12 protein-coding genes and 1 pseudogene are annotated in these 20,155 nt (G+C 39.2%); 7 read left to right on the plus strand and 6 right to left on the minus strand.

Annotation, left to right across the window (positions count from 1 at the left end; genetic code table 11):
• Window positions 1–35 precede the first annotated feature (35 nt).
• From JT717_RS26190 to JT717_RS26210, 5 genes are all read right to left on the minus strand, one after another.
• Window positions 36–1,313 (minus strand): FecR family protein, encoded by a 1,278-nt coding sequence (locus JT717_RS26190; RefSeq protein ID WP_205514183.1) that lies wholly within the window; start codon window positions 1,311–1,313, stop codon window positions 36–38.
• A gap of 131 nt (window positions 1,314–1,444) precedes the next feature.
• Window positions 1,445–1,999: an RNA polymerase sigma factor gene (locus tag JT717_RS26195; protein ID WP_205514185.1), complete on the minus strand. Its 555-nt coding sequence runs from the start codon at window positions 1,997–1,999 to the stop codon at window positions 1,445–1,447.
• Between the two features lie 501 nt (window positions 2,000–2,500).
• Window positions 2,501–2,935: a carboxypeptidase-like regulatory domain-containing protein gene (locus tag JT717_RS26200; protein WP_205514187.1), complete on the minus strand. Its 435-nt coding sequence runs from the start codon at window positions 2,933–2,935 to the stop codon at window positions 2,501–2,503.
• Between the two features lie 22 nt (window positions 2,936–2,957).
• Window positions 2,958–4,538 (minus strand): FecR domain-containing protein, encoded by a 1,581-nt coding sequence (locus JT717_RS26205; RefSeq protein WP_205514189.1) that lies wholly within the window; start codon window positions 4,536–4,538, stop codon window positions 2,958–2,960.
• Between the two features lie 90 nt (window positions 4,539–4,628).
• Complete coding sequence (locus JT717_RS26210; protein WP_205514191.1) at window positions 4,629–5,249, minus strand: RNA polymerase sigma factor; 621 nt, start codon at window positions 5,247–5,249, stop codon at window positions 4,629–4,631.
• A gap of 656 nt (window positions 5,250–5,905) precedes the next feature.
• Here JT717_RS26210 and JT717_RS26215 point away from each other — a divergent pair.
• The 7 genes and pseudogenes from JT717_RS26215 to JT717_RS26245 all read left to right on the plus strand — a co-directional run.
• Window positions 5,906–6,499, plus strand: a complete 594-nt coding sequence (locus JT717_RS26215) for an RNA polymerase sigma factor (protein WP_205514192.1) — start codon at window positions 5,906–5,908, stop codon at window positions 6,497–6,499.
• Window positions 6,500–6,608: 109 nt separating this feature from the next.
• Window positions 6,609–7,859, plus strand: coding sequence for a FecR family protein (locus tag JT717_RS26220; RefSeq protein ID WP_205514193.1), 1,251 nt, complete (start codon window positions 6,609–6,611; stop codon window positions 7,857–7,859).
• Window positions 7,860–8,383: 524 nt separating this feature from the next.
• On the plus strand, window positions 8,384–11,803 hold the full coding sequence (locus JT717_RS26225; RefSeq protein WP_205514194.1) for a SusC/RagA family TonB-linked outer membrane protein: 3,420 nt from the start codon (window positions 8,384–8,386) through the stop codon (window positions 11,801–11,803).
• Between the two features lie 34 nt (window positions 11,804–11,837).
• Entirely contained in the window at window positions 11,838–13,319 is a 1,482-nt protein-coding gene (locus JT717_RS26230) for a RagB/SusD family nutrient uptake outer membrane protein (RefSeq protein ID WP_205514195.1), read from the plus strand.
• Window positions 13,320–14,040: 721 nt separating this feature from the next.
• Window positions 14,041–15,273, plus strand: coding sequence for a thioredoxin family protein (locus JT717_RS26235; protein ID WP_205514196.1), 1,233 nt, complete (start codon window positions 14,041–14,043; stop codon window positions 15,271–15,273).
• A gap of 178 nt (window positions 15,274–15,451) precedes the next feature.
• Window positions 15,452–18,232 carry an alpha/beta hydrolase family protein gene (locus JT717_RS26240; RefSeq protein ID WP_205514197.1) on the plus strand — a complete coding sequence of 927 codons (2,781 nt, stop codon included), beginning with the start codon at window positions 15,452–15,454 and terminating at the stop codon, window positions 18,230–18,232.
• A gap of 76 nt (window positions 18,233–18,308) precedes the next feature.
• A pseudogene (locus JT717_RS26245) lies at window positions 18,309–19,235 on the plus strand (IS481 family transposase); the annotation flags it as partial.
• A gap of 182 nt (window positions 19,236–19,417) precedes the next feature.
• Here JT717_RS26245 and tnpC read toward each other — a convergent pair.
• Window positions 19,418–20,050 carry an IS66 family transposase gene (gene tnpC, locus JT717_RS26250; protein ID WP_205514198.1) on the minus strand — a complete coding sequence of 211 codons (633 nt, stop codon included), beginning with the start codon at window positions 20,048–20,050 and terminating at the stop codon, window positions 19,418–19,420.
• Window positions 20,051–20,155 lie beyond the last annotated feature (105 nt).

Consider the following 20,155-nt stretch of genomic DNA (forward strand, 5'->3'; position numbering starts at 1 on the left):
CGGGTGGTTGATGGAGGCAAAGGATAGGCTAATGGTCAATGTAGTATCTTATTGTTAACGTATGGCTGGTTGGCGGCCTCGATGATCAATTGATTGCCTTTTACTTTTAGACGGATGTTTTTGTCAGAGATCATGATTTTATTGATCAACTCTTCTATATTCATGGTCCTTGAACCCTGAAAGCTTACCTTGGTATTAGTGTTTGCTGTACCCACCAGGGTGAGGCCATACCACCGGGCTAATTCAGCAGCCACGCAATTCAGATCGTCGTTGCGGAAATTAAACAGGCGTTTCGTATAGGCGATTACCTTATCCTCATCTTTCTTTTTATAGATCTCAATAGGTTTGCCTTTTTCGATCATGGCTGTTTCTCCTGCAAGGAGGGTGGTCTGATAGGGGCCGGCATTCAGTACCAGTTTACCCGAGACGGCGGTCACGATTGTTGTTTTTTCATTATCGTAAGTACGAATATTAAAGGCCCCGCCATAACTGGTGATCCGGGCGGTACTGGTTTTGGCGCGAAAGGGGGTTGAGTCGATCGGAACAGCGGTAATATAGGCTTCGCCGTTAAGCGTTATTTCTCTGTTGGAGCCTTCAAAGCGATCGGGATATAATACCTCCGATGCTGCATTTAAGATAAAAGAACTGCCATCAGGCAGGGGGCCTGGTAAAATGGTTTTCACTTTATTGCTGATCTTGTGGTCTTTTTTATAGCGGGCGGTGTTATTATCCCCAAAGGCGCCGCGGCGGCTTACGAACTGCAGATCGGGTTGTTCGGGAGCTGTGTCACGATCTACTGAAAAGGGCCGCGCTGCTGCGCGCGGCCCGTTGTTTCTGGAAAGGGATGGTACTTCAGCAACATAACTGTCATGGCTGGTGTTGCCCGGCTCTGCAGGTCTTGCAGGCGATGTAACCACATCATTCTCCGGTTTGAAAGTAGCCGGTGTTGTTTCTGCCACTAAAGGTGCAGGTGATCCCCCACGGAAATCGTCAACCAGCCACGGTGTGAAAGAAACCGCTATTATAAAAGCTGCTGCCGCTATTCGTTTTCTCTTAGTCTTCCTGGTCGTTTTTGCCAGGCGGTGTTTATGTAAGCGCTGGTAAAAGTCGTTGGTACAGGCCTCCAGGTCTATTTCCTCCAGTTGTTTGGCGCGGGCCAGGATCCAGTCCTTGTCTTTAAAGCGTTCGAGCCAGGCTTTGTTCTCCACCGAGAGCGAAGCCCAGGCTTCCAGTTGGGCGATCTCTTCCGGCGTAGCTTCTTCGTTCATGTATTTTACGAGCAGCGCGGTTATAGGTTCATGTGTTTCTGACATGATGTAGTAGGTTAAAAAGAGTATGTTTGTAAATTCACCTCGTTGAATACTGATACCATTCTAAAGACGTAGAGGGGGCTGCAAAAACAAGGTGGATGGTAAAATTTTTTTTTAGCGGGGTGGCGAACAAGTCATCCGCAGGCAATAACCACGATCGTAAGGATGGTATTCAACAGCTGCAATTTGATTTCATTAATCGCCGATTTTCTTTGCTGTCGAACTGCTTCCCCGGTAATACCCAGATCGCCGCCAACTTCTTCGTAGGTTCTTCCCTTTAATATAGTTTCGTCTATGATATACTGTTTTTTGGGCGGCAGGTTTTTAATTATCTGCAGAATGGCTTCTATACATTCGTGCTCGTTTACAACCTGGGGATTTTCGGCGTGTTTGCCAAATGCTAGCCATTTCAGCAGTCTTCGATGAGGTATGTGCTTTCTAAGTTCATCTATGCACATGTGCCTGGCTTTTACATAGAGGAAGGCCTTTATATTCATTTCACCTTCAAATCTTTGTTGGCTTTCCCATAACTCTATGAATATGTCTTGTGTTTTGTCGCGGGCATTTGCTTTGTCATTTAAAATACTGTAGCAAAGGAGCAATATGGGTTTGAAATATTTGTTGTGTACTTTGGTAAATACATCGGAGTTACGTTGATTAAACAAATCGAGTTCATGTTGTTCAAGCATAATGGTATTATACTTTTAAAGTTGATAGCAGTTGTTCAGCATCTTAAGTGATGGCGCATACATTGTGCGGTTACTGAATATGTAAGCAACACATATATTAATGCGGATCAGGTGGGATCAGTATTAACGAAGAGTATAGATGTGTTTCACAGGTGAGCTGTAGTGGATTAATGCACGCAAAAGTATAGTAATTCAATACAGAAAAAAAAATTAGTAAGTTTTAGTACTTCTAGAAGTTTGAATAATTACTAACGGAGCAATGCGATATGTTGGTCAGACACGATCCGATTTACACCAGTTTAACCCTCTTAAGTGTAAAGTTATTTCAGGATTTATTCTTCACCTGTATAGCTATGTTAGGACGAGACAAGTAGTGTCGGAGTGGCCGGGGAGTTGCCTAAGAGCTGCCGACGACTTCTCTGGGGGTTGTCTAAGAGTTGTCTGGGACTTGCCTTACGCCCCAGGGATCAAGAGCTATCTTAGAGCTATCTCAGAGCTATCTTAGAGCAGTCCCTGTGCTGTTGCACACCATGACCCGGCCAGTTGGGTACAATTCAGGTACAAGTTTGCAGGTGAAAAAGTGTTTTGAGGGGTGGGCGGTACCACCACATTCTTTGTTATTGTCTCTTGTACGCTTATGATAATATTGTGTACCCGCCGCACGAAGAAACTGTCGGTTTTTATGTTTGTACCGTAGACTTTTAAGAAGGTATTTGGCTGAAGGATCTTGAAATGAAAAAGACCTTTTTTGTTGGTAATGGTAGAAACACCTGTACGCAGGTTGGCCACGGTAACATCCTGAACCGGTTCACCCAACTGATTGATCAGTTTGCCGCTTATACTGCGGCTCGCCTTTTCCCTAATTTGCGCATGGATCGGCTGCGCCGGGAGCAGGAGTATGGCAAAGCAAATTATTGGTCTATTGGGCAATCCCATGTGCTTAGAGTTGAGTATAAAATTAATGAATGATCAATTCATTGCCTTTCAGTGTTAAATGGCATTGACCATCGGAGGTAACAAGCTTTTTTATGACATCTGTAACTTCAACGAGTCGCGACCCCCGGAAGCTAACCCGTGTATGGCTGCTATCATTGCCAGCCACTGTCAGGCCATACCAGCGGGCAATCTCCCGGGCCACGTCATTTACGTTGTCGTTCTCGAAATAAAAAAGCTTTCTGGTATAGGCTACTATTTTTTCAACATTCTTTCTGTTGTACAATTCAATGGGAGCTCCTCTTTGAATGATAGCGGTTTCTCCTGCCTCGATTTGGGCCTGGTAGGTGCCGGCCTGCACAGTTAGGTTATCGCCTGTCAGTGCGGTTACCGTTGTCTGCTTTCCGTTGCTATAAGAGTGCACATTAAAACTACCGCCATAGCTTAGGATAAGGGCGTTCTTCGTTCTAACCAGCAAGGGTTGGTCTGCATTCTGCACAAGGTTGAAATATGCTTCTCCTTCGAGCGTTATCCTTCTATTACTAGTATCGAATGGATCAGAATAGCCAATCTCTGATCCCGCATTTAAAATAAAGGCACTTCCATCGGGAAGGAAGCTAGGTAAGATAGTTCTCTCCTTATTAATGATTACGTGTTCTTTTTTCCGCGGCCCCAAAACGGACCTGGTGCCGTGCGCGTTCTTGCTGACAAAGGCTGGCGCTGCTGGTGTTAATTCTATGTTTTCAGCAGTGTCTGCTGGCAGGTGCAATCTGGAAGGCTGGTCGGTACTATCCGGTAAGTGTGATGTGGCGTGCGTTGGCTTGTGATTGGCTGCCGGATTGATTGTAACTGGAGTGGTTTGTGCAACAGGTTGTTTTTGCGCCACTTCTAATAGATCGTGGTTGTGTAACCAGGCAGCAAAGAAAAGTATACAAACAGCGGCCGCAGCAGCGAAGCTACGCCGCATGCGTTTGCGTTTTAAGCTTTTAATGCGTTGGTAATACTCTAAGTGCTGTAAGCAATCGCTCGCGTTTGCCTCCCTATAGATTTTTTCCATCCGCCCGTAGCGCTTCCGGATGAGGCTGAAGTTATTGGAACGGTTCAGCCAGTTTCTGTTCTCCACCGATAAAGAAGCCCACTCTTCCACCTGCATGATCTCTGCGTCAGTGGCGCCGCCAGTTAGATATCTCATTAACGGTGAAGAAGTTTTACTTGGCCGGTAATGGCGCAATTCTATGATTTCTACCAACTCAGCTAAGCTGGCCGCTTCATCCAGCAACAGGTATAGTAACCGCTTGTCACCGGATAGCACCCGCATGGATTCTTTCACCCATTTTTTCTGTGGCTTTTTATGCCGAAGTGTGTCAGAGCAGGCATCCAACATGATGTTAAACAAGTAGTCTTTAATGTACGGTATACTTTTGAAGAGTGCCTTGCTGGTTCCTAACTGCATAAATGCGTTTAGCGTAACGGCTTCAGCATCATCTTTATTGGCCAGGAGATTATAGGAAACATATTTTAACAGCGGGTAAAATTCATTGTAAGCATTTACAAAGGTCTGGTCCTTATATTCATCGATAGAGCAAGCTTCATTTTTCAATGGCATATGTAACGATGTTTTAATGAAGAACTGGTAAGTGATGGTTTTTCGAACAGAAGTATTTATCGTTTCACCTCGTTATGTACTGATAGCAATCTAAAGACGTAAAGGGGGGTACAAAAACAAGGTAAATGGTATTTTTATTAGCAAGGTTGCCATAGACCATGCGCATGCAATTACCAGTATGGCCAGGATGGTATTCATCAACTGCAGTTTAATTTGTCGAAGAGTCTGGATTTTTTGCTGGCGGACTGCCTCCGCGGAAATCCCCAGCTTCGCGCCAATTTCTTTGTTGGTTCTTCCATTGGTATAAGCCTCAGTTAATATATCCTTTTGCCTGGGCGACAGGTCTTGAATGATCTGAACGATAGCATCAGTAGCTGCGTGATCGTGTATAGCCTGGGGATCTTCAACCTCCTGGCTTTGCTGCAGCCATTTCTGGAATCGCCGGATCGTTTTATATTTTCTCAGTTTATCAATACACATGTTGCGGGCGGTGGTAAACAGGAAGCCTTTTATATGCCCTTCGCTTTCGAAAGGCCGCTGGTTTTCCCACAGTTTGATGAATGTCTCCTGCGCTAAACCTTTGGCTTTATCTAAATCTTCTAACAGAGAGAAACAAAGAATAACTATTTCTTTGTGGTACTTATGGAACAGTTTAGTGAATATTTCATGGTTACGAGCATTAAACTGATCGAGCTCATATTGTTCAAGCATAATGGCATTATACTTTTAAAGTGAAGCGAGATGTTTAATATGGTTAATTGATGGCGCATCCGTTGTGTAGCTACTAAATATGTAAGCGACACATAGCAGTGCGGATCAGGTGGGATCAATATTAACGAGGTGAGTCATCACAGGGTGGGTGAGCAGGATTAATGCGCTCGAAAGTAGCAAAAGTTTAATTTACTGCAATGCTGTTGTGAAATAAAAAGTACATTTTTGAACCATACAATTCATAGATGTTTTTAACTAAAACAATTCGAGTATTTTTTTTGAAAACATAGCAGTGATCAAGTTCTTACTAAGCAACTTGTTTTTAAAAGGCGATGCTGTAATATTGCACAACACATACAAGTACCGACATGTTTACAGTCCCGCCATACATGATTTCCTTAGACCAGATCAAGATCGATTTAGTTAGTTTAAATTAAGCCTCTAAAAATTGTAAACGCTCATTAATTTTTAATAAATTGTAGAAGGCAAACCTGTATCTTCTACATATTCCTTATTCTTTCTTTCTGAATCTATTATCACCGAAACTAATTAGTAGCAGCTGTATTGTGCAGCCGTACAAAATCGTTTTGCCAGACAACTGAAAAACCTCCTCCTTTAAACAAATAACAAATACCGTTTTTAAGGCTTCTATAGTGATGGCAAAAGAATATACCGAACCGGAGATTATTGACGGCTTAAAAAAGAATGATCGCCGGGTATGTCAGTACTTATTTGATACTTACTATACCCAGATTGTATATTTTACTTACAGGATCGTGGAAGACCGAGAGGAGGCAGAAGACATTGTTATTCGTACTTTCTATTCATTCTGGAATATTAGAGATAGATTCAATTCCATCCTGAATATTAAAGCGTTCCTATACATTACTGCGCGGAACAATAGTTTCAATTTTTTGAAATACCGCCAACGCCAAAGAGAAAATATCAGGGATTTAACTGTTCAGCCATTTTCTGAAGAAACGAGCGAAACAGAAAGGAGGATCATTCAATCTGACTTTATGAAATACGTTTACCAGGAGCTACAAAACTTGCCGGATAAATGCAGGCAAATAGCTGTAATGACCTGGTTTGATGGACTAAATGCTAGCGAAATAGCCGAACAATTAAATATTTCAGTAAGCACAGTCACTACGCAAAGAGCAAGAGCGATCAAATACCTGAAAGAAATATTGTCTGACGACAATTTGATGGTGCTCTCCATCATCTTGACCACCCTCGAGTATTTGTAGAGGATTTTAAAAAAAAACTCATGTTGCCTGTGGACATGATATAAATCCTAATTGTTTTAATATATAGAATGTTAAGAAATTATTACGCTTACCGTTTAAATCGGTTCAAATGAACGATGAATTGTACGGATTATCAGGCGGCAGTTTCGAAATGGGAAGTATTATTCGAAAATACACCCGGCAGGAAATTAATGCAGAGGAGCAGGCATTGCTGGATAGTTGGAAAGCTAAATCGGAAGAAAACAGAATGTTGTTTGAAGAACTCGTTCACGGCGATTCATTACCTGTGGAACTGGCAAACTACCATCAAATGGAGGTCAGAAAGGAGGCTGCAGGTGAGATGATGATGGAAATGACCTTTCCTGCAGAAGGGAATATAAGATCTATGCCTTGGAATTGGAAAAGAATGGCTGCCGCTGCGGCCATCGTTTTATTTGTTATTACAGGCGCGCTCTTGCTGTTCATTAACAAAGACCAAAAGGCGAAGATCACAACACAAAATGTTAGTAAGAGATCTACAAAGGATAAAGCACCAGGTAGAGATGGAGCTACACTAACCCTGGCTAGTGGAGAGCAGATCGTACTTGACAGTACAGCGAATGGATTTGTTATCGAGCAAGGCGAAACAGCGATTGTTAAAAAAGACGGAATGTTATCCTATTCGCCCAAAAAGGGTGGGGAAGAGGGAAAGGTTCTTTATAATACGCTCAGCACACCACGAGGCAGGCAGTTTCAATTGTTGCTGCCGGATGGAAGTAAGCTTTGGCTGAACGCAGCCTCTTCCGTAAAGTATCCGACAGTATTTGCGGGCAAGGAAAGAGTAATTGAGATCAATGGCGAAGCGTACTTCGAAGTTCCGCCCCTAACTCGAAAAGGAGGTAAAGAAAGAGTTCCTTTCATTGTAAAGACGAGTGATATGGAAGTGGAGGTTTTAGGTACAGAGTTTAATGTAAAAGCCTACAAAGACGAGACTAATGTAAGTGCTACATTATTAGAAGGAAAAGTGGAAGTAAAAACTGGAAGCTCCCAGGCATTGCTTACACCCGGAAAACAGGCTATTGTCGGTCAAACCGAATCCACAAATAAAATCACGGTGATTGAGAACGCTGATACCGAAGAAGCTATTGCCTGGAAAAACGGGTTGATCGCTGCCAATAAAGCGACCATTAAAGAAGCACTGATGCAAATTTCCCGCTGGTATGATGTGGATTTGCAATTCAAAAACGAAATTAAGGAAGAAGAGATCCGGATACGAGTGCCGCGTACTGCCTCGCTATCCGGTGTATTGAAAATATTTGAATTAAGCAGCAGACTGCGGTTTGAGATGCAAGGAAACAAGTTAATTGTTTGGCAACAGTAAACAAATGTACGTGGCTGTTGGAAGCAACAATATTGACAGTCAACAATCGAAACTAAGCTTATGGTAATGTTTACGCGCAGACAAAACGGCGTTGGCGCAGACTATTTGGAATCAAGCAAGTTGATTATATCTGATTCATACGGCGATAAGCCAGTTGCCTACTACATCATTGATACTATCCTTCGAAATCTTTCAGTGGCGATCACATCTCTCTTAATTACCCATAACCCTATTAGTAATGAGAATTCCTTTTATAACCCTTTTATTCAACAAAATTGTAAGACGAACATAGGCGTGCTATCAGTACTACCAAATCTTACGTAGCTACCAATTACTGGCTGTCTTCATGCCGTTAACATTAAACCTGACTTGTTAAAATTGTTTTAACCTGGTATATAAACCACTGATTCAACTCAGCATGGGCACAGAAAAACCGGTAGTGTTCTCACCACTACCGGTTGGAAATGTCAGGGTAAAACAAAATGCTGGAGCAATCAATTTTATAACCCTAACAAAGTAAAATTATGCAAGATTTAGGTCTTTGCAAAGTTCAGGTTATTGCCTGGGCTAAACCAAAACTAATGCCTGCCATCGCTCCAATAAAGTCAGGGGCAGGTCAACAAATATTGCGGATTATGAAGCTGACCGCCATACTAGTATTAACCGCCTGCCTGCAAGTTGCTGCCAAGGGATATTCTCAAAGAATTACCCTGTCGGTTAAAGATGCCCCGCTTGAGCAAGTCTTTAAAAGCATAGAAAAGCAGAGTGGTTTTTATTTTAACTATATGCATGAAGTGATAAAACAGGCACATCCTGTTACTATACAGATAAAAGATGCAAGTCTTGATGAGGTTTTGTCATTATGTTTTCAAGGGCAACCATTGGATTACGCAATAGTAAATACCGACAAACTTATTATAATAAAAGAAAGGAAGCAATTAATCTTTAGTGAGGCGCGACAGCAAGCATCTCCTCCCATTGATATACGCGGTAAAGTCATTGACGAGAACGGTAAACCAGTACCCGGCGTAACAGTGTCTGTCAGGGGATCAAAGAAGCAGACATTAACAAATGAGAATGGAGAATTTACATTGTCTGGCGTTCAAGATAATGCAGTTCTTTCATTTAGTAGTGTCAATATGGAGCCATTTACAATTAATGTGAGTGGTCAAAAAGATATAATAGCAAGGCTTAAAACTAAAACTAGCGAACTAGATGAGGTTCAAATAGTCGCTTATGGACAAATCAGCAAACGATTTCAAACTGGCAATGTAACTTCCGTCAAAGCTACTGATATTGAAAAACAACCAGTAAGCAACCCATTACTTGCTCTTCAAGGGCGTGTGCCTGGTCTGTTCATTACACAAGCCAACGGATTTCCTGGAAGTGCTGTTACGGTTCAAATTCAAGGGAGAAATAGTATAGGTAGTGGTAATGAGCCCTTATATATAATAGACGGCGTTCCATATCCTTCTCGCATGTTATTAACTACACTTGGAGGCCCACTATCAACGTTTGCTGGTGAGGCAGGTGGCGGAAATCCGCTAAATTACATAAATCCTTCGGATATAGAAAGTATTTCAATTCTCAAGGATGCAGATGCTACTGCAATTTATGGTTCTCGTGCAGCGAATGGAGCTATTATAATTACAACAAAGAAGGGTAAGGCAGGTAAAGTAAGAACAGATTTAAATTTGCAAAATGGTTGGGGGAAAGTTACCAGAATGTTGTCTATGCTCAATACGCAACAATATCTAGAAATGCGGCGCGAGGCTCTTAAAAATGATGGGGTCACAAATGTTCCTTCATCAAATTATGACTTGAATCTTTGGGATACTTCTCGATATACTGATTGGCAAAAAGCTTTAATTGGTGGTGTTGCTAATTATATGAATGTAAATGCCGGAGTTTCCGGAGGAAGTGATAATATTCAATACCTAGTTAGAGGTAACTACCATAAAGAAACAACCGTTTTCCCTTTTTCAAAAGATTTTTCAGATACAAAGGGGTCGTTTTATTTTAACTTAAATAGTGTATCCAACAACCAAAAATTTCGTTTCCAAATTGCAGCAACTTATTTAGTTGATAGAAATAAATTACCGCAAGAAGACCTTACTTTTCGAGCCCTTCAACTTGCGCCTAATGCTCCGGCTCTCTATAAACCGGATGGTACTTTAAACTGGGAGCCAAATGCTGTTGGTGCATCTTCGTGGACAAATCCAATGGTTCGAAAGAGTGCTACGTATAGAAATATTACAAATAATATCATAAGCAACGGCATAATAAGCTATCGTATACTTAACGGTTTAGATGTGATGACCAGCGTTGGTTTCACAAATTTAAGCACAAACGAATTCTATGCTTCACCTTTTTCTGCGATACGACCTGAAAGCCAACCGTTTTCTATTCGGACGTCGATATTCGCAAATAGTGTTATAAATTCATGGGTAATTGAGCCTCAGATCGACTACAAAAGAACTTTTTTAGCTGGATCGTTAAATGCATTAGTTGGTATAACTATCCAGCAGAACAACAATAATGGGCAGGCTGTCATTGCTGAAGGGTTTAATAGTGATTTACTCTTAGAGGATATAAAGTCAGCTTCTAAAATCTATGTTCATCCGACTAAAGGCAATGTTGTTTCCAATTATAGATATAACGCCGGTTTTGCAAGAGTTAATTATAATCTTAAAGAAAAATACATAATAAATTTGACTGCCAGAAGAGATGGCAGCAGTCGATTTGGATCTGCTAATCGATTTCACAATTTTGCAGCCGTAGGAGCTGCCTGGATTTTTTCAAATGAAAGTATTGTAAGTAAAAGATTTCACTTTTTAAGTTTTGGAAAATTAAGGGGCAGCTATGGAACCACTGGCAATGATCAAATCGGAGATTACCAGTATCTGAATTTGTATGGCCCAACAATTGCCAGTGTTCCGTATCAAGGAGCGACAGGTTTAGAGCCGCAAGGTCTACCTAACCCACATCTTAAATGGGAGGAGACAAGAAAGCTTCAGATAGGCCTTGAATTAGGGTTTATGAATGATAGATTGCTAATTACTGGAACATACATACAAAATAGGTCATCTAATCAACTACTTTCATATGTTTTACCTAGCATCACTGGATTTTCAAGTATTAACGAGAATTTTCCAGCTACTGTTGAAAATATTGCATGGGAATTTACTTTAAATTCAACCAATGTAAAGAATAAAAAATTGACATGGAATACCAGTTTTAATTTAACCGTTCCCAAAAACAAATTGGTGGATTTTCCAAATTTAGAATCTTCAAGTTACAGCAACTCCCTTATTGTTGGGCAGCCTATAACCATTCAAAAAGCTTATCATCTTCTGGGTGTAAATTCTTCATCTGGTATTTATGAATTTATTGACAAAGATGGAAACGTAACATCTAATCCTAGTTCAAGCACGGACAGAACGGTCCTTATAAATACATTACCTAAGTATTATGGTGGCATCGACAATAATTTCACCTACAAATCTTTCACTTTTAATTTCTTGTTTCAATTTGTAAAACAAATAGGAAAAAGCTATCTAACGAATTTTATTCCCGGGCACTTCAATAATGGGTTTGGTAATCAGACGGTTTATGTCTTAGATCGGTGGCAAAAAGCAGACGATGTAAGGACTTTTCAAAAATTTTCTCAAAATACTAGATTGTTTACCCCTCATAATCGAGCGGAAGGAAGTGATAGAAACTATTCTGATGCATCGTTTATTAGACTAAAAAACACATCTTTATCATGGTCGTTGCCTCAAAAACATTTGCAGAAAATGTATTTAAAGGGATTGCAACTTTATTTTCAAGGGCAAAATTTAATTACTATCACAAAATATAAGGGTTCAGATCCAGAAAGTCAAAGTCCTACACAGTTGCCTCCATTGAGAATATGGACGTTTGGCTTGAAAGCCAGCTTATAAAATCAAATAGTTTCTAACTATAAAAATATTGATTATGATTTGCTTTAAAGTTCCTAAAACTTCGAAGGTTCGGGATGCGCTATTGCCTTGTTTAATAATTATGGGCCTTTCGTTTTTTATAGTGAGTTGTACAAAGTTGGTTGATATAGGGGCTCCTGTTACTAGTATAAATGCGAATAATGTTTATACAAATGATGCGACAGCGGCTGCAGTATTAACGGGCGTGTATACTAATATGAGCTCAACAGGTTCATTAGGTAGCGGAGGTATTACAACGATATCGCTATACTCTGGTTTATCGTCAGATGAACTGATGCTATGGGACGGAGTTTCAAATCCAATTTTGTCTGCCTATTTTTCTAATGCTTTATCTGCAAACTCAAATATTGGCTCAGAATTTTGGAACTACACGTACATCTTCACTTGCAATTCTGCTATTGAGGGCCTTACAAACTCTACATCATTGAATCCGGATGTGAAACAACAACTATTGGGTGAGGCAAAATTTATGCGTGCTTTCTTTTACTTTTATCTTGTTAATTTATTTGGCGATCTCCCTTTAGTTACTCAAACAGATTATACACTAAATCAAGGTTTGCCGAGATCTCCGAGAGCAGACATTTATGAACAAATTATTACTGATTTAAAGGCGGCCGAAGCATTATTAAGCCCGAACTTCTTAAAAAGTGATGTTATTACCATTTCCAATGAAAGAGTACGTCCAACTAAATGGGCTGCCAAAGCGTTGCTAGCCAGGGTTTATTTATATATCAATGATTTTGTTAACGCCGAACTTACATCTTCGGAATTAATAGATAATGCGTCAATCTTCAGTTTGTCTGACCTAGACAAGGTTTTTATAAAATCTAGCCTGGGTAATAATGAAGTTATATGGGAACTGCAACCTGTCAATAATGGATGGAATACGGAAGATGCAAAATTCTTTATTATACCGGAAACCGGATTTTCCGGCAATAGTTATCCTGTGTATTTAAGTGACACCCTCGTGAACAGTTTTGAAATCGGTGATGAGAGAAAAAATGCGTGGCTTGGGAAATATATAGATACAGTATCGACACCGGATATAGAGTATTATTTTCCTTATAAGTACAAAGAGAATATGGAAAATTCTTCTGTTTCAGAGCACTTAGTTGTGCTTCGCATGGCGGAAATATACTTGATTCGTGCAGAGGCTAGAGCTCAGCTAAACAATTTAACGGGCGCAAAAAGTGATTTAAATAGAATTCGAGCTAGGGCAGGTCTTGCTAATACTCCTGCATCTGATAAAGACGAACTATTGCAAGCGATACTGCATGAAAGAAAGGCTGAATTATTTACTGAATGGGGGCACCGATGGTTCGATTTGAAGCGGACGAACAATGTTGATGCGGTAATGGAGACCACTACTCCGATCAAATCAAATGGTGCTCCATGGCAGTCATATCAGCAATTATATCCTATACCTGTGTCCGATATTCAGGCGAATAAAAACCTTACTCAAAATCCAGGTTATTGAGTGGCCTGAATTAAGTGAATTGAAAATAGTTATGTATGTGACACATACGCACTGGGGTTGAGGGACTGTGAGTCACTTGCCAATTGTTTTGGTTCTAAAAGATAGGAACCTTTACGTGAAGGTGCATTTTTGCGTGTATACGTCCAAGATGGTGGGCTTGTTTATGGTTGCATTTTGGCGACTGTTTAAATAGCATAAGCTGTTCAGTTGAGAAGTTGCGGCTACAGCCAATTTGAGAAAGCCTCTTTAAATGCGTTGAGGATATTTTTCATAATGGACAAAATAATGCATCGCTCGATACAATGGATCAAATTTAAGTGAAATAATGCTGTATAAAAAAGCGATTATTCTTAATGTTTGCACATAACAGGTACTTCGAGCTTAGACTCGTTATGGGTATAAGAAGTATTTAAAGGGCTAAAAAATGTATTACCAGACGATTAGAATGTCTATGTCAAGTGGAATACCGAATTTAAAGTTGTATCTGAGAAATCGTGTCATATTAAACAGAACGCTCAATACCGAACCATAGGATAAAATATTTACAATTCACCTGTTTTCACTGAAGGGTCTGGTTATCTTAATCAGTTAAGCAAAAGCGCCATCGAGAATTGCTTATATCCTATAGCTGACTGATCGATTATTTTATAACGTAAATAAATGCTAATTGCTTATGAAGCAACGATTGTCGTATTTGATGATGTTCATTATACCCTTGTATATGGATGCACAAGAAATACAATGGGCTACTGACATTTCTTGGGAGCAGGTTAAAGACAAAGCGAAAAAGGAAAATAGATACATTTTTGTCGATTGCTATACAACCTGGTGTGTCGCGTGCAAAAAGATGGACAGCAGTGTATTTTTACAAAGTGACATTGTAAACGTCTTAAATGAAAAATTTGTATCTGTTAAAATTCAATTCGACACTTCAAAAAATGATAGTAAACAGGCAGTATGGTGGCATGCTAATGCAAATGAAATCCGAAAGCATTATGGTATTTTGAATTTTCCGACATATTTATTTTTTTCGCCAAGTGGGGAAATTGTTCACCGTGATCAGGGTTTCAAAAGTGGTGAAGAGTTTGTTGTTATACTGACTACAGCACTTGATACTAATAAACAATATTATACCCTGCTGCAAAAGTATTTGAAAGGACAAAAGAACTATGGAAAATTACCATATCTGGCGAAGTATACGAAGGAATTAGATTTCGATTCATTGGCAAACTGTATGGCTAGAGATTATATTAATAATTATTTGTTAAGTACTAAAGCGGATAGTTTTTTTTCACAAAAGAATTTAATGTTTATAAATTCATTTATCAGCGCAATCACTTCTCAGGACACCTGCTTTCAATTAATATATTTGAATAACGACAGAGTTGACAGTGCAATAAACCATCGGGGGTTTGCTCAATATTTTACAGACTTTATAATTACAAAAGAAGAAATTAACCCTATTATAAAAAAAGGAATCAACGGCAAAAGTCCTAACTGGGGAAAAGGCTACAAAAGCATCAAGAGAAAGTTTGGGCAATATGTTGCAGAACGCAACGTATTAAGCGCAAAAATGAGCTATTATGATAAAAAAGCAGATTGGAAAAGGTATAATAAAAGTGCAATTAAGAGAATTACAAAGTATCCTCTTGATACTATGGATAATCTAGTTAATGACGTAATCCTTAACAATATTGCTTGGTTTGGGATATTTTTACATAGCAACAAAAAAAGTGAAATTAGTGCTGCTATAAAATGGATGGAAGGAGTTATTAGAAGACGACCCGAATCATCGGTTTTTTTAGACACATATGCGAACTTATTATATAAAGCCGGAAAAAGGAAACAAGCGATTTTGTCGGAGGAGAAAGCGTTGGTTCTCGATCCGAATGCAAAGGATGTGAGGAACAATTTGTCGAAAATGAAACGCGGTGATGCTACTTGGGTCGATTGAACATGATTAGGTAAAATTTAGAATTCCAAAAGTAAAGTTTCGTGTTATACGATAATTTTTAGAGATTATTGTGTAATTTAAATAACTGCTAGTAATTGTTGTAATTAATGCCATTACCTTTTATTAGTTTGTTTGATCCTTTGCTGATTCATTTTATAATTACAAAGCTTAATAATAGATGAAGATAGTTTATTTTTTGTCTTTCATTCTGTGCTTAGTATTTCATGGCTATTCTCAGAAAGGCAACACAATACATAAAACTTTGATTGACAGTTTTGCTATCAAAGGGTGGGCATATTTGTCTAATCTCTGTGGTATCACTAGGGATGGGAAGCATTTTTTTTATAAAATTGACAATCAACCGGCTGGTAGTAATACTGTAATTGTTCAGCGTCTAAAATCAAAATGGAGGAGTGAAGTTCATGGAGTAAGCGATGCCTTTTTTACTACTGACAATAAGCAATTCGTGTTTTTTAAAGAAGATAGCCTTAATTTCTTAAACTTAAATGATGATAAAATTACTCAAATAGCTAAGGTGATGTCTTTTAAACACCCTTCGAACTCGGAGTGGATCGCATATTTGTTAGAGTCAAAAGCACTAATACTGAAGAATATAAATAATGGAGTTGAACAGAAATTTGATAATGTCGAAGATTATGGTTTTGATCACGCAGGTAAGACGTTTCTAATTTATAACTCCGTAAATAGCAGTAACACATTTGAGATGCGATGGCTGAATTTAGATTCTGGAACAGAAACGGTTATATGGGATAAGGATGATTTCATGAACAGAAAATCATCGTTAGCATCTTACGTGTTTGATACTTCTGGAATGCAATTGGCTTTTATAATTAAAGATGGTATCGGCAATGACCAAGTTAATAGGCTTCTGTATTACAAAAAGGGCATGGATAAGGCTGTTGTAAAAGTTGATTCTTCTTCATTAAACAGTGATTCTGGTTTCTTTTTAAGTGATTATAATCCAACCTTTACTACAAACGGTCAATGGATTATATTTAAATTACTGCCTTTTCAGAACAAAACTATTTTACTCAACGAAATAAAAGTGAATATATGGAGTTATAGAGATTCTGTTATTCAGTCTCGACAATTGTTACAAAATGAACCGAGAAGCTTTGCTGCTGTTGTAAGTATTGGTGATAACAATGCTATGCGTATTGAGAATGAGGGAGAAAGAGCTAATTTAAACGAAACTCCAGGCGATTACATTTTAATAGCAGACAACTATTCAGTTCAAGAACCTTGGTTAAATGACCATATAAACTATTATTTACTTTCATTGAAATCGCGCAAACGCACTTTGTTGACAAGCAATGTAAATAGTATTTTTAGTTTTTCTTTTTCTCCAAGTGGGCGTTATGTGATATATTTTGACAACAAACTGAAACATTATTTTAGTTTTGATATTACTAACGCTAAAGTTAAGAATATCACATTTGGTATTCCCGAACCGTTAGAAAATGAATATTCCAGGAATGATAACACTCCATCACCCGTCGGAATTGCAGGATGGATTAATAAGGACTCGGCATTATTAATTTACGATAATCATGATTTATGGCAAGTTGACCCTTCTGGAATAAAAAAATCTATAAATATAACCAACGGGTATGGGAAAAAGCATCATATTAAATTTAGTACATTAAATGAGCGAGAAACACTATGTTGTTTTCAGGGGAAGGCACCTTTATATTTAACTGCATTCAATACTTTAAACAAATATAATGGGTTTTATAAGATTTGGTTGGAAAGCAAAAGAGATCCTTTGTTATTGACAATGGGCCCTTATACCTACTTTCATAAAAATGAACAGTTGCCAATTAATCCAGGTGAGTTTGACAATGGAATGAAGCCTTTACATGCAACTGATACAGATATATGGGTCGTGAAAAGGATGGCTGCAAATGAAGCTCCAAATTATTTTTTAACCAGCGATTTTAAGAATTTTATATCTATAAGCAATTTGCAACCTCAGACTAACTATAATTGGTTAAGTTCTGAACTAATTACATGGAAACAATTCGATGGAACACCTTGCCAAGGAATTTTGTATAAACCCGAAGATTTCAACCCTCAAAAAAAATACCCACTTATATTTAATTTTTATGAGCAGCTTTCACATCGATTGTATGAATTTCCTAAGCCAGATTTTAGCCGAGACAATATCAATATCCCATGGTTTGTGAGTAATGGGTACTTAGTATTCGTTCCAGATATTCACTTCTCTATTGCAAAGGTAACCGGAAGAATAAATGGCGAGAGCGCTTATAATTCAATTGTATCTGCAGCCAAATTTCTTTCAAAGTATTCCTGGATCGATTCTAACAAAATAGGTATTCAAGGGCATAGCTTTGGCGGTGGAGTTATAAATTATTTAATTACTCATACAGATTTATTTGCTGCTGCTGCTGAAGCGGCTGGCGTTAGCAATTCTATAAGTTCCTATTTAAGCTTGACTGGCGGGCTTGGGAAACCAGGAGACAGTCGGCAGTTCGGAACTGAATTTCATCAAGGACGAATGGGCGCAAGCCTTTGGGAAAAGAAGGAACTTTACTTAAAGAATATGCCTGTATTGAATGCTGATAAAATTGTTACACCATTATTGATCATGCATAATCCAGGTGATGCAGCTGTTCCCTGGACAGAAGGAATTCAGATGTATTTAGCATTAAGACGGCTACGTAAAAGGGTATGGATGTTAACATACGATGATGGGGCTCATACTTTGAATCGAATAAATGGTAAGGATTACACAATTCGTCTGATGCAGTTTTTTGACCATTATCTAAAGGAACATCCGGCTCCCTTATGGATGACGAAAGGAATTAGCGCTAGCATAAAGGGAAGGGACTTGGGTTATAAACTTGATTCAACTAATTTTTGTGGAAATCATTGTAAGGTTTGCAGGAAAAATGCATACCAGCATAAGGTGAAATAGCTTCAATATGATCTGACAGTTTGGGATTAACTTTAAAGTAACTACACAATTAAGTAATCGCAAAAGCTGTCAAATCATGAACACGCAAGTTAAATTAATTAAAGGTAAAGTTGGCCTATTAAAGCTGGCCGAAGAATTAGGTAACGTATCCCAGGCCTGTAAACTATTCGGTTATTCCAGAGACACATTTTATCGTTATAAAGAACTTTATGAGCAAGGTGGTGAGCAGGCTTTGCAGGAAGTCAGCCGTCGTAAACCTAACATAAAGAATCGAATAGAACCATCTGTTGAAGAGGCTGTTGTAGCTATGGCTATCGAGAAGCCCGCATATGGCCAGCTTAGGGCAAGCAACGAATTGAAAAAGAAGGGCATTTTTATTTCACCGGCAGGTGTCAGATGTGTCTGGTTACGCCATGATCTGGAAACCATCCGTAAGCGCTTAAAGGCCTTAGAGGTTAAGTCAGCTCAGGAAGGTATGGTACTTACCGAAGATCAGGTTGTCGCCCTGGAAAGAGCCAAGGAGGAAAAGCAAGCCTATGGCGAAATAGAAACCCACCATCCCGGATACCTCGGAGCCCAGGACACTTATTATGTGGGCACAATTAAGGGCGTTGGTCGTATTTATCAGCAGACTTTTATTGACACTTATAGCAAAGTGGCAACAGCCAAACTGTACGATCGTAAGAACGCTTTAATTGCAGCGGACATGCTTAATGACCGGGTTCTTCCTTTCTTTGAGCAGCATGGCATTAATCTGCTGAGAGTACTCACTGACCGCGGAACCGAATACTGTGGCGCCAGAGAGCACCATGAATATGAGCTTTATCTTGCCCTGGAAGACATCGATCACTCTAAAACAAAAGCCAAATCGCCTCAAACTAACGGCATCTGTGAAAGATTGCATCGAACCATGCAGGAAGAGTTCTATGCTGTTACCTTTAGGAAGAAAATCTATAACACACTTGATGAACTACAAGCAGATCTGGATCTGTGTGTAAATTACGTTTAAGGTAACCCCTTGTAACGTTGAAGGTAACCCCTCTGCAAGAATGCCTAAAAGAGAAAGAGCTATTGTGGAGGTTTCAAAGATATGATTTGGTGGATAGACTGTTATTTTTTCTTTCTTCTGGACGTATCCCTCCGGGAAGTGGATCAACGCATAATAAAATAGTTAATAATTTTGCCTTAGGCCATAGTCTGGCCTGTAGCTGTTTGCTGCCTGTTCTTTTTCCAGTTATGCGGCAGCAGTTCTTTGATTTTGTTGATGGGTGTTTCCTGGATGTTATGACTCAAGATATCTTTCAACCAGTCGTATGGATTTACATCATTGAGCTTACAGGTAACCAATAGGGAATACAAACGGCCAGCCCGTTTTGCCGCTTCATGAGAACCACAGAACAGATAGTTTTTTCTTCCAATAGCTATTGTACGCATGCACCTCTCGATTGCATTATTGTCAATATGCAGATTGCCAGTTGTTGCATACAGGCTTAAGCCTTCCCATCGCTTAATACTATAAGCAAAAGCCTGGGCAATGGCTGTTTTGGGCCGAAGCTGCTCATATTCCTTTTTCATCCATTCTCCCAAGCCTTGCAGGATTGGTAATGCTTCTTTGCTACGCTTTTCTTTTATCTGCTCAATAGATAGTTGTTGGATCCTGCATACTTCTTCTATTTCATATAACTTGTGTATTTCTGCCAGTACATATTCAGCCCTGACTTTATCATTGGTAAGAGCATCAAATATTTTGCGGCGCGCATGCGCCATGCAGTAAAAGCCAGTAATGTTTTTATTCTGTAACCATTCGGTCCTCGACATTACCAAAGCAATTACCAAGGAGCATACATTTGCATTAGTTCTTTGAAGCTATTGGAATGGGAGTAATTAAAAAAAAGGAGATACTTAAGGTATTTGTGCCTGTTG

This window comes from Longitalea arenae, from assembly GCF_016924755.1.
Taxonomy (GTDB): domain Bacteria; phylum Bacteroidota; class Bacteroidia; order Chitinophagales; family Chitinophagaceae; genus Niastella; species Niastella arenae.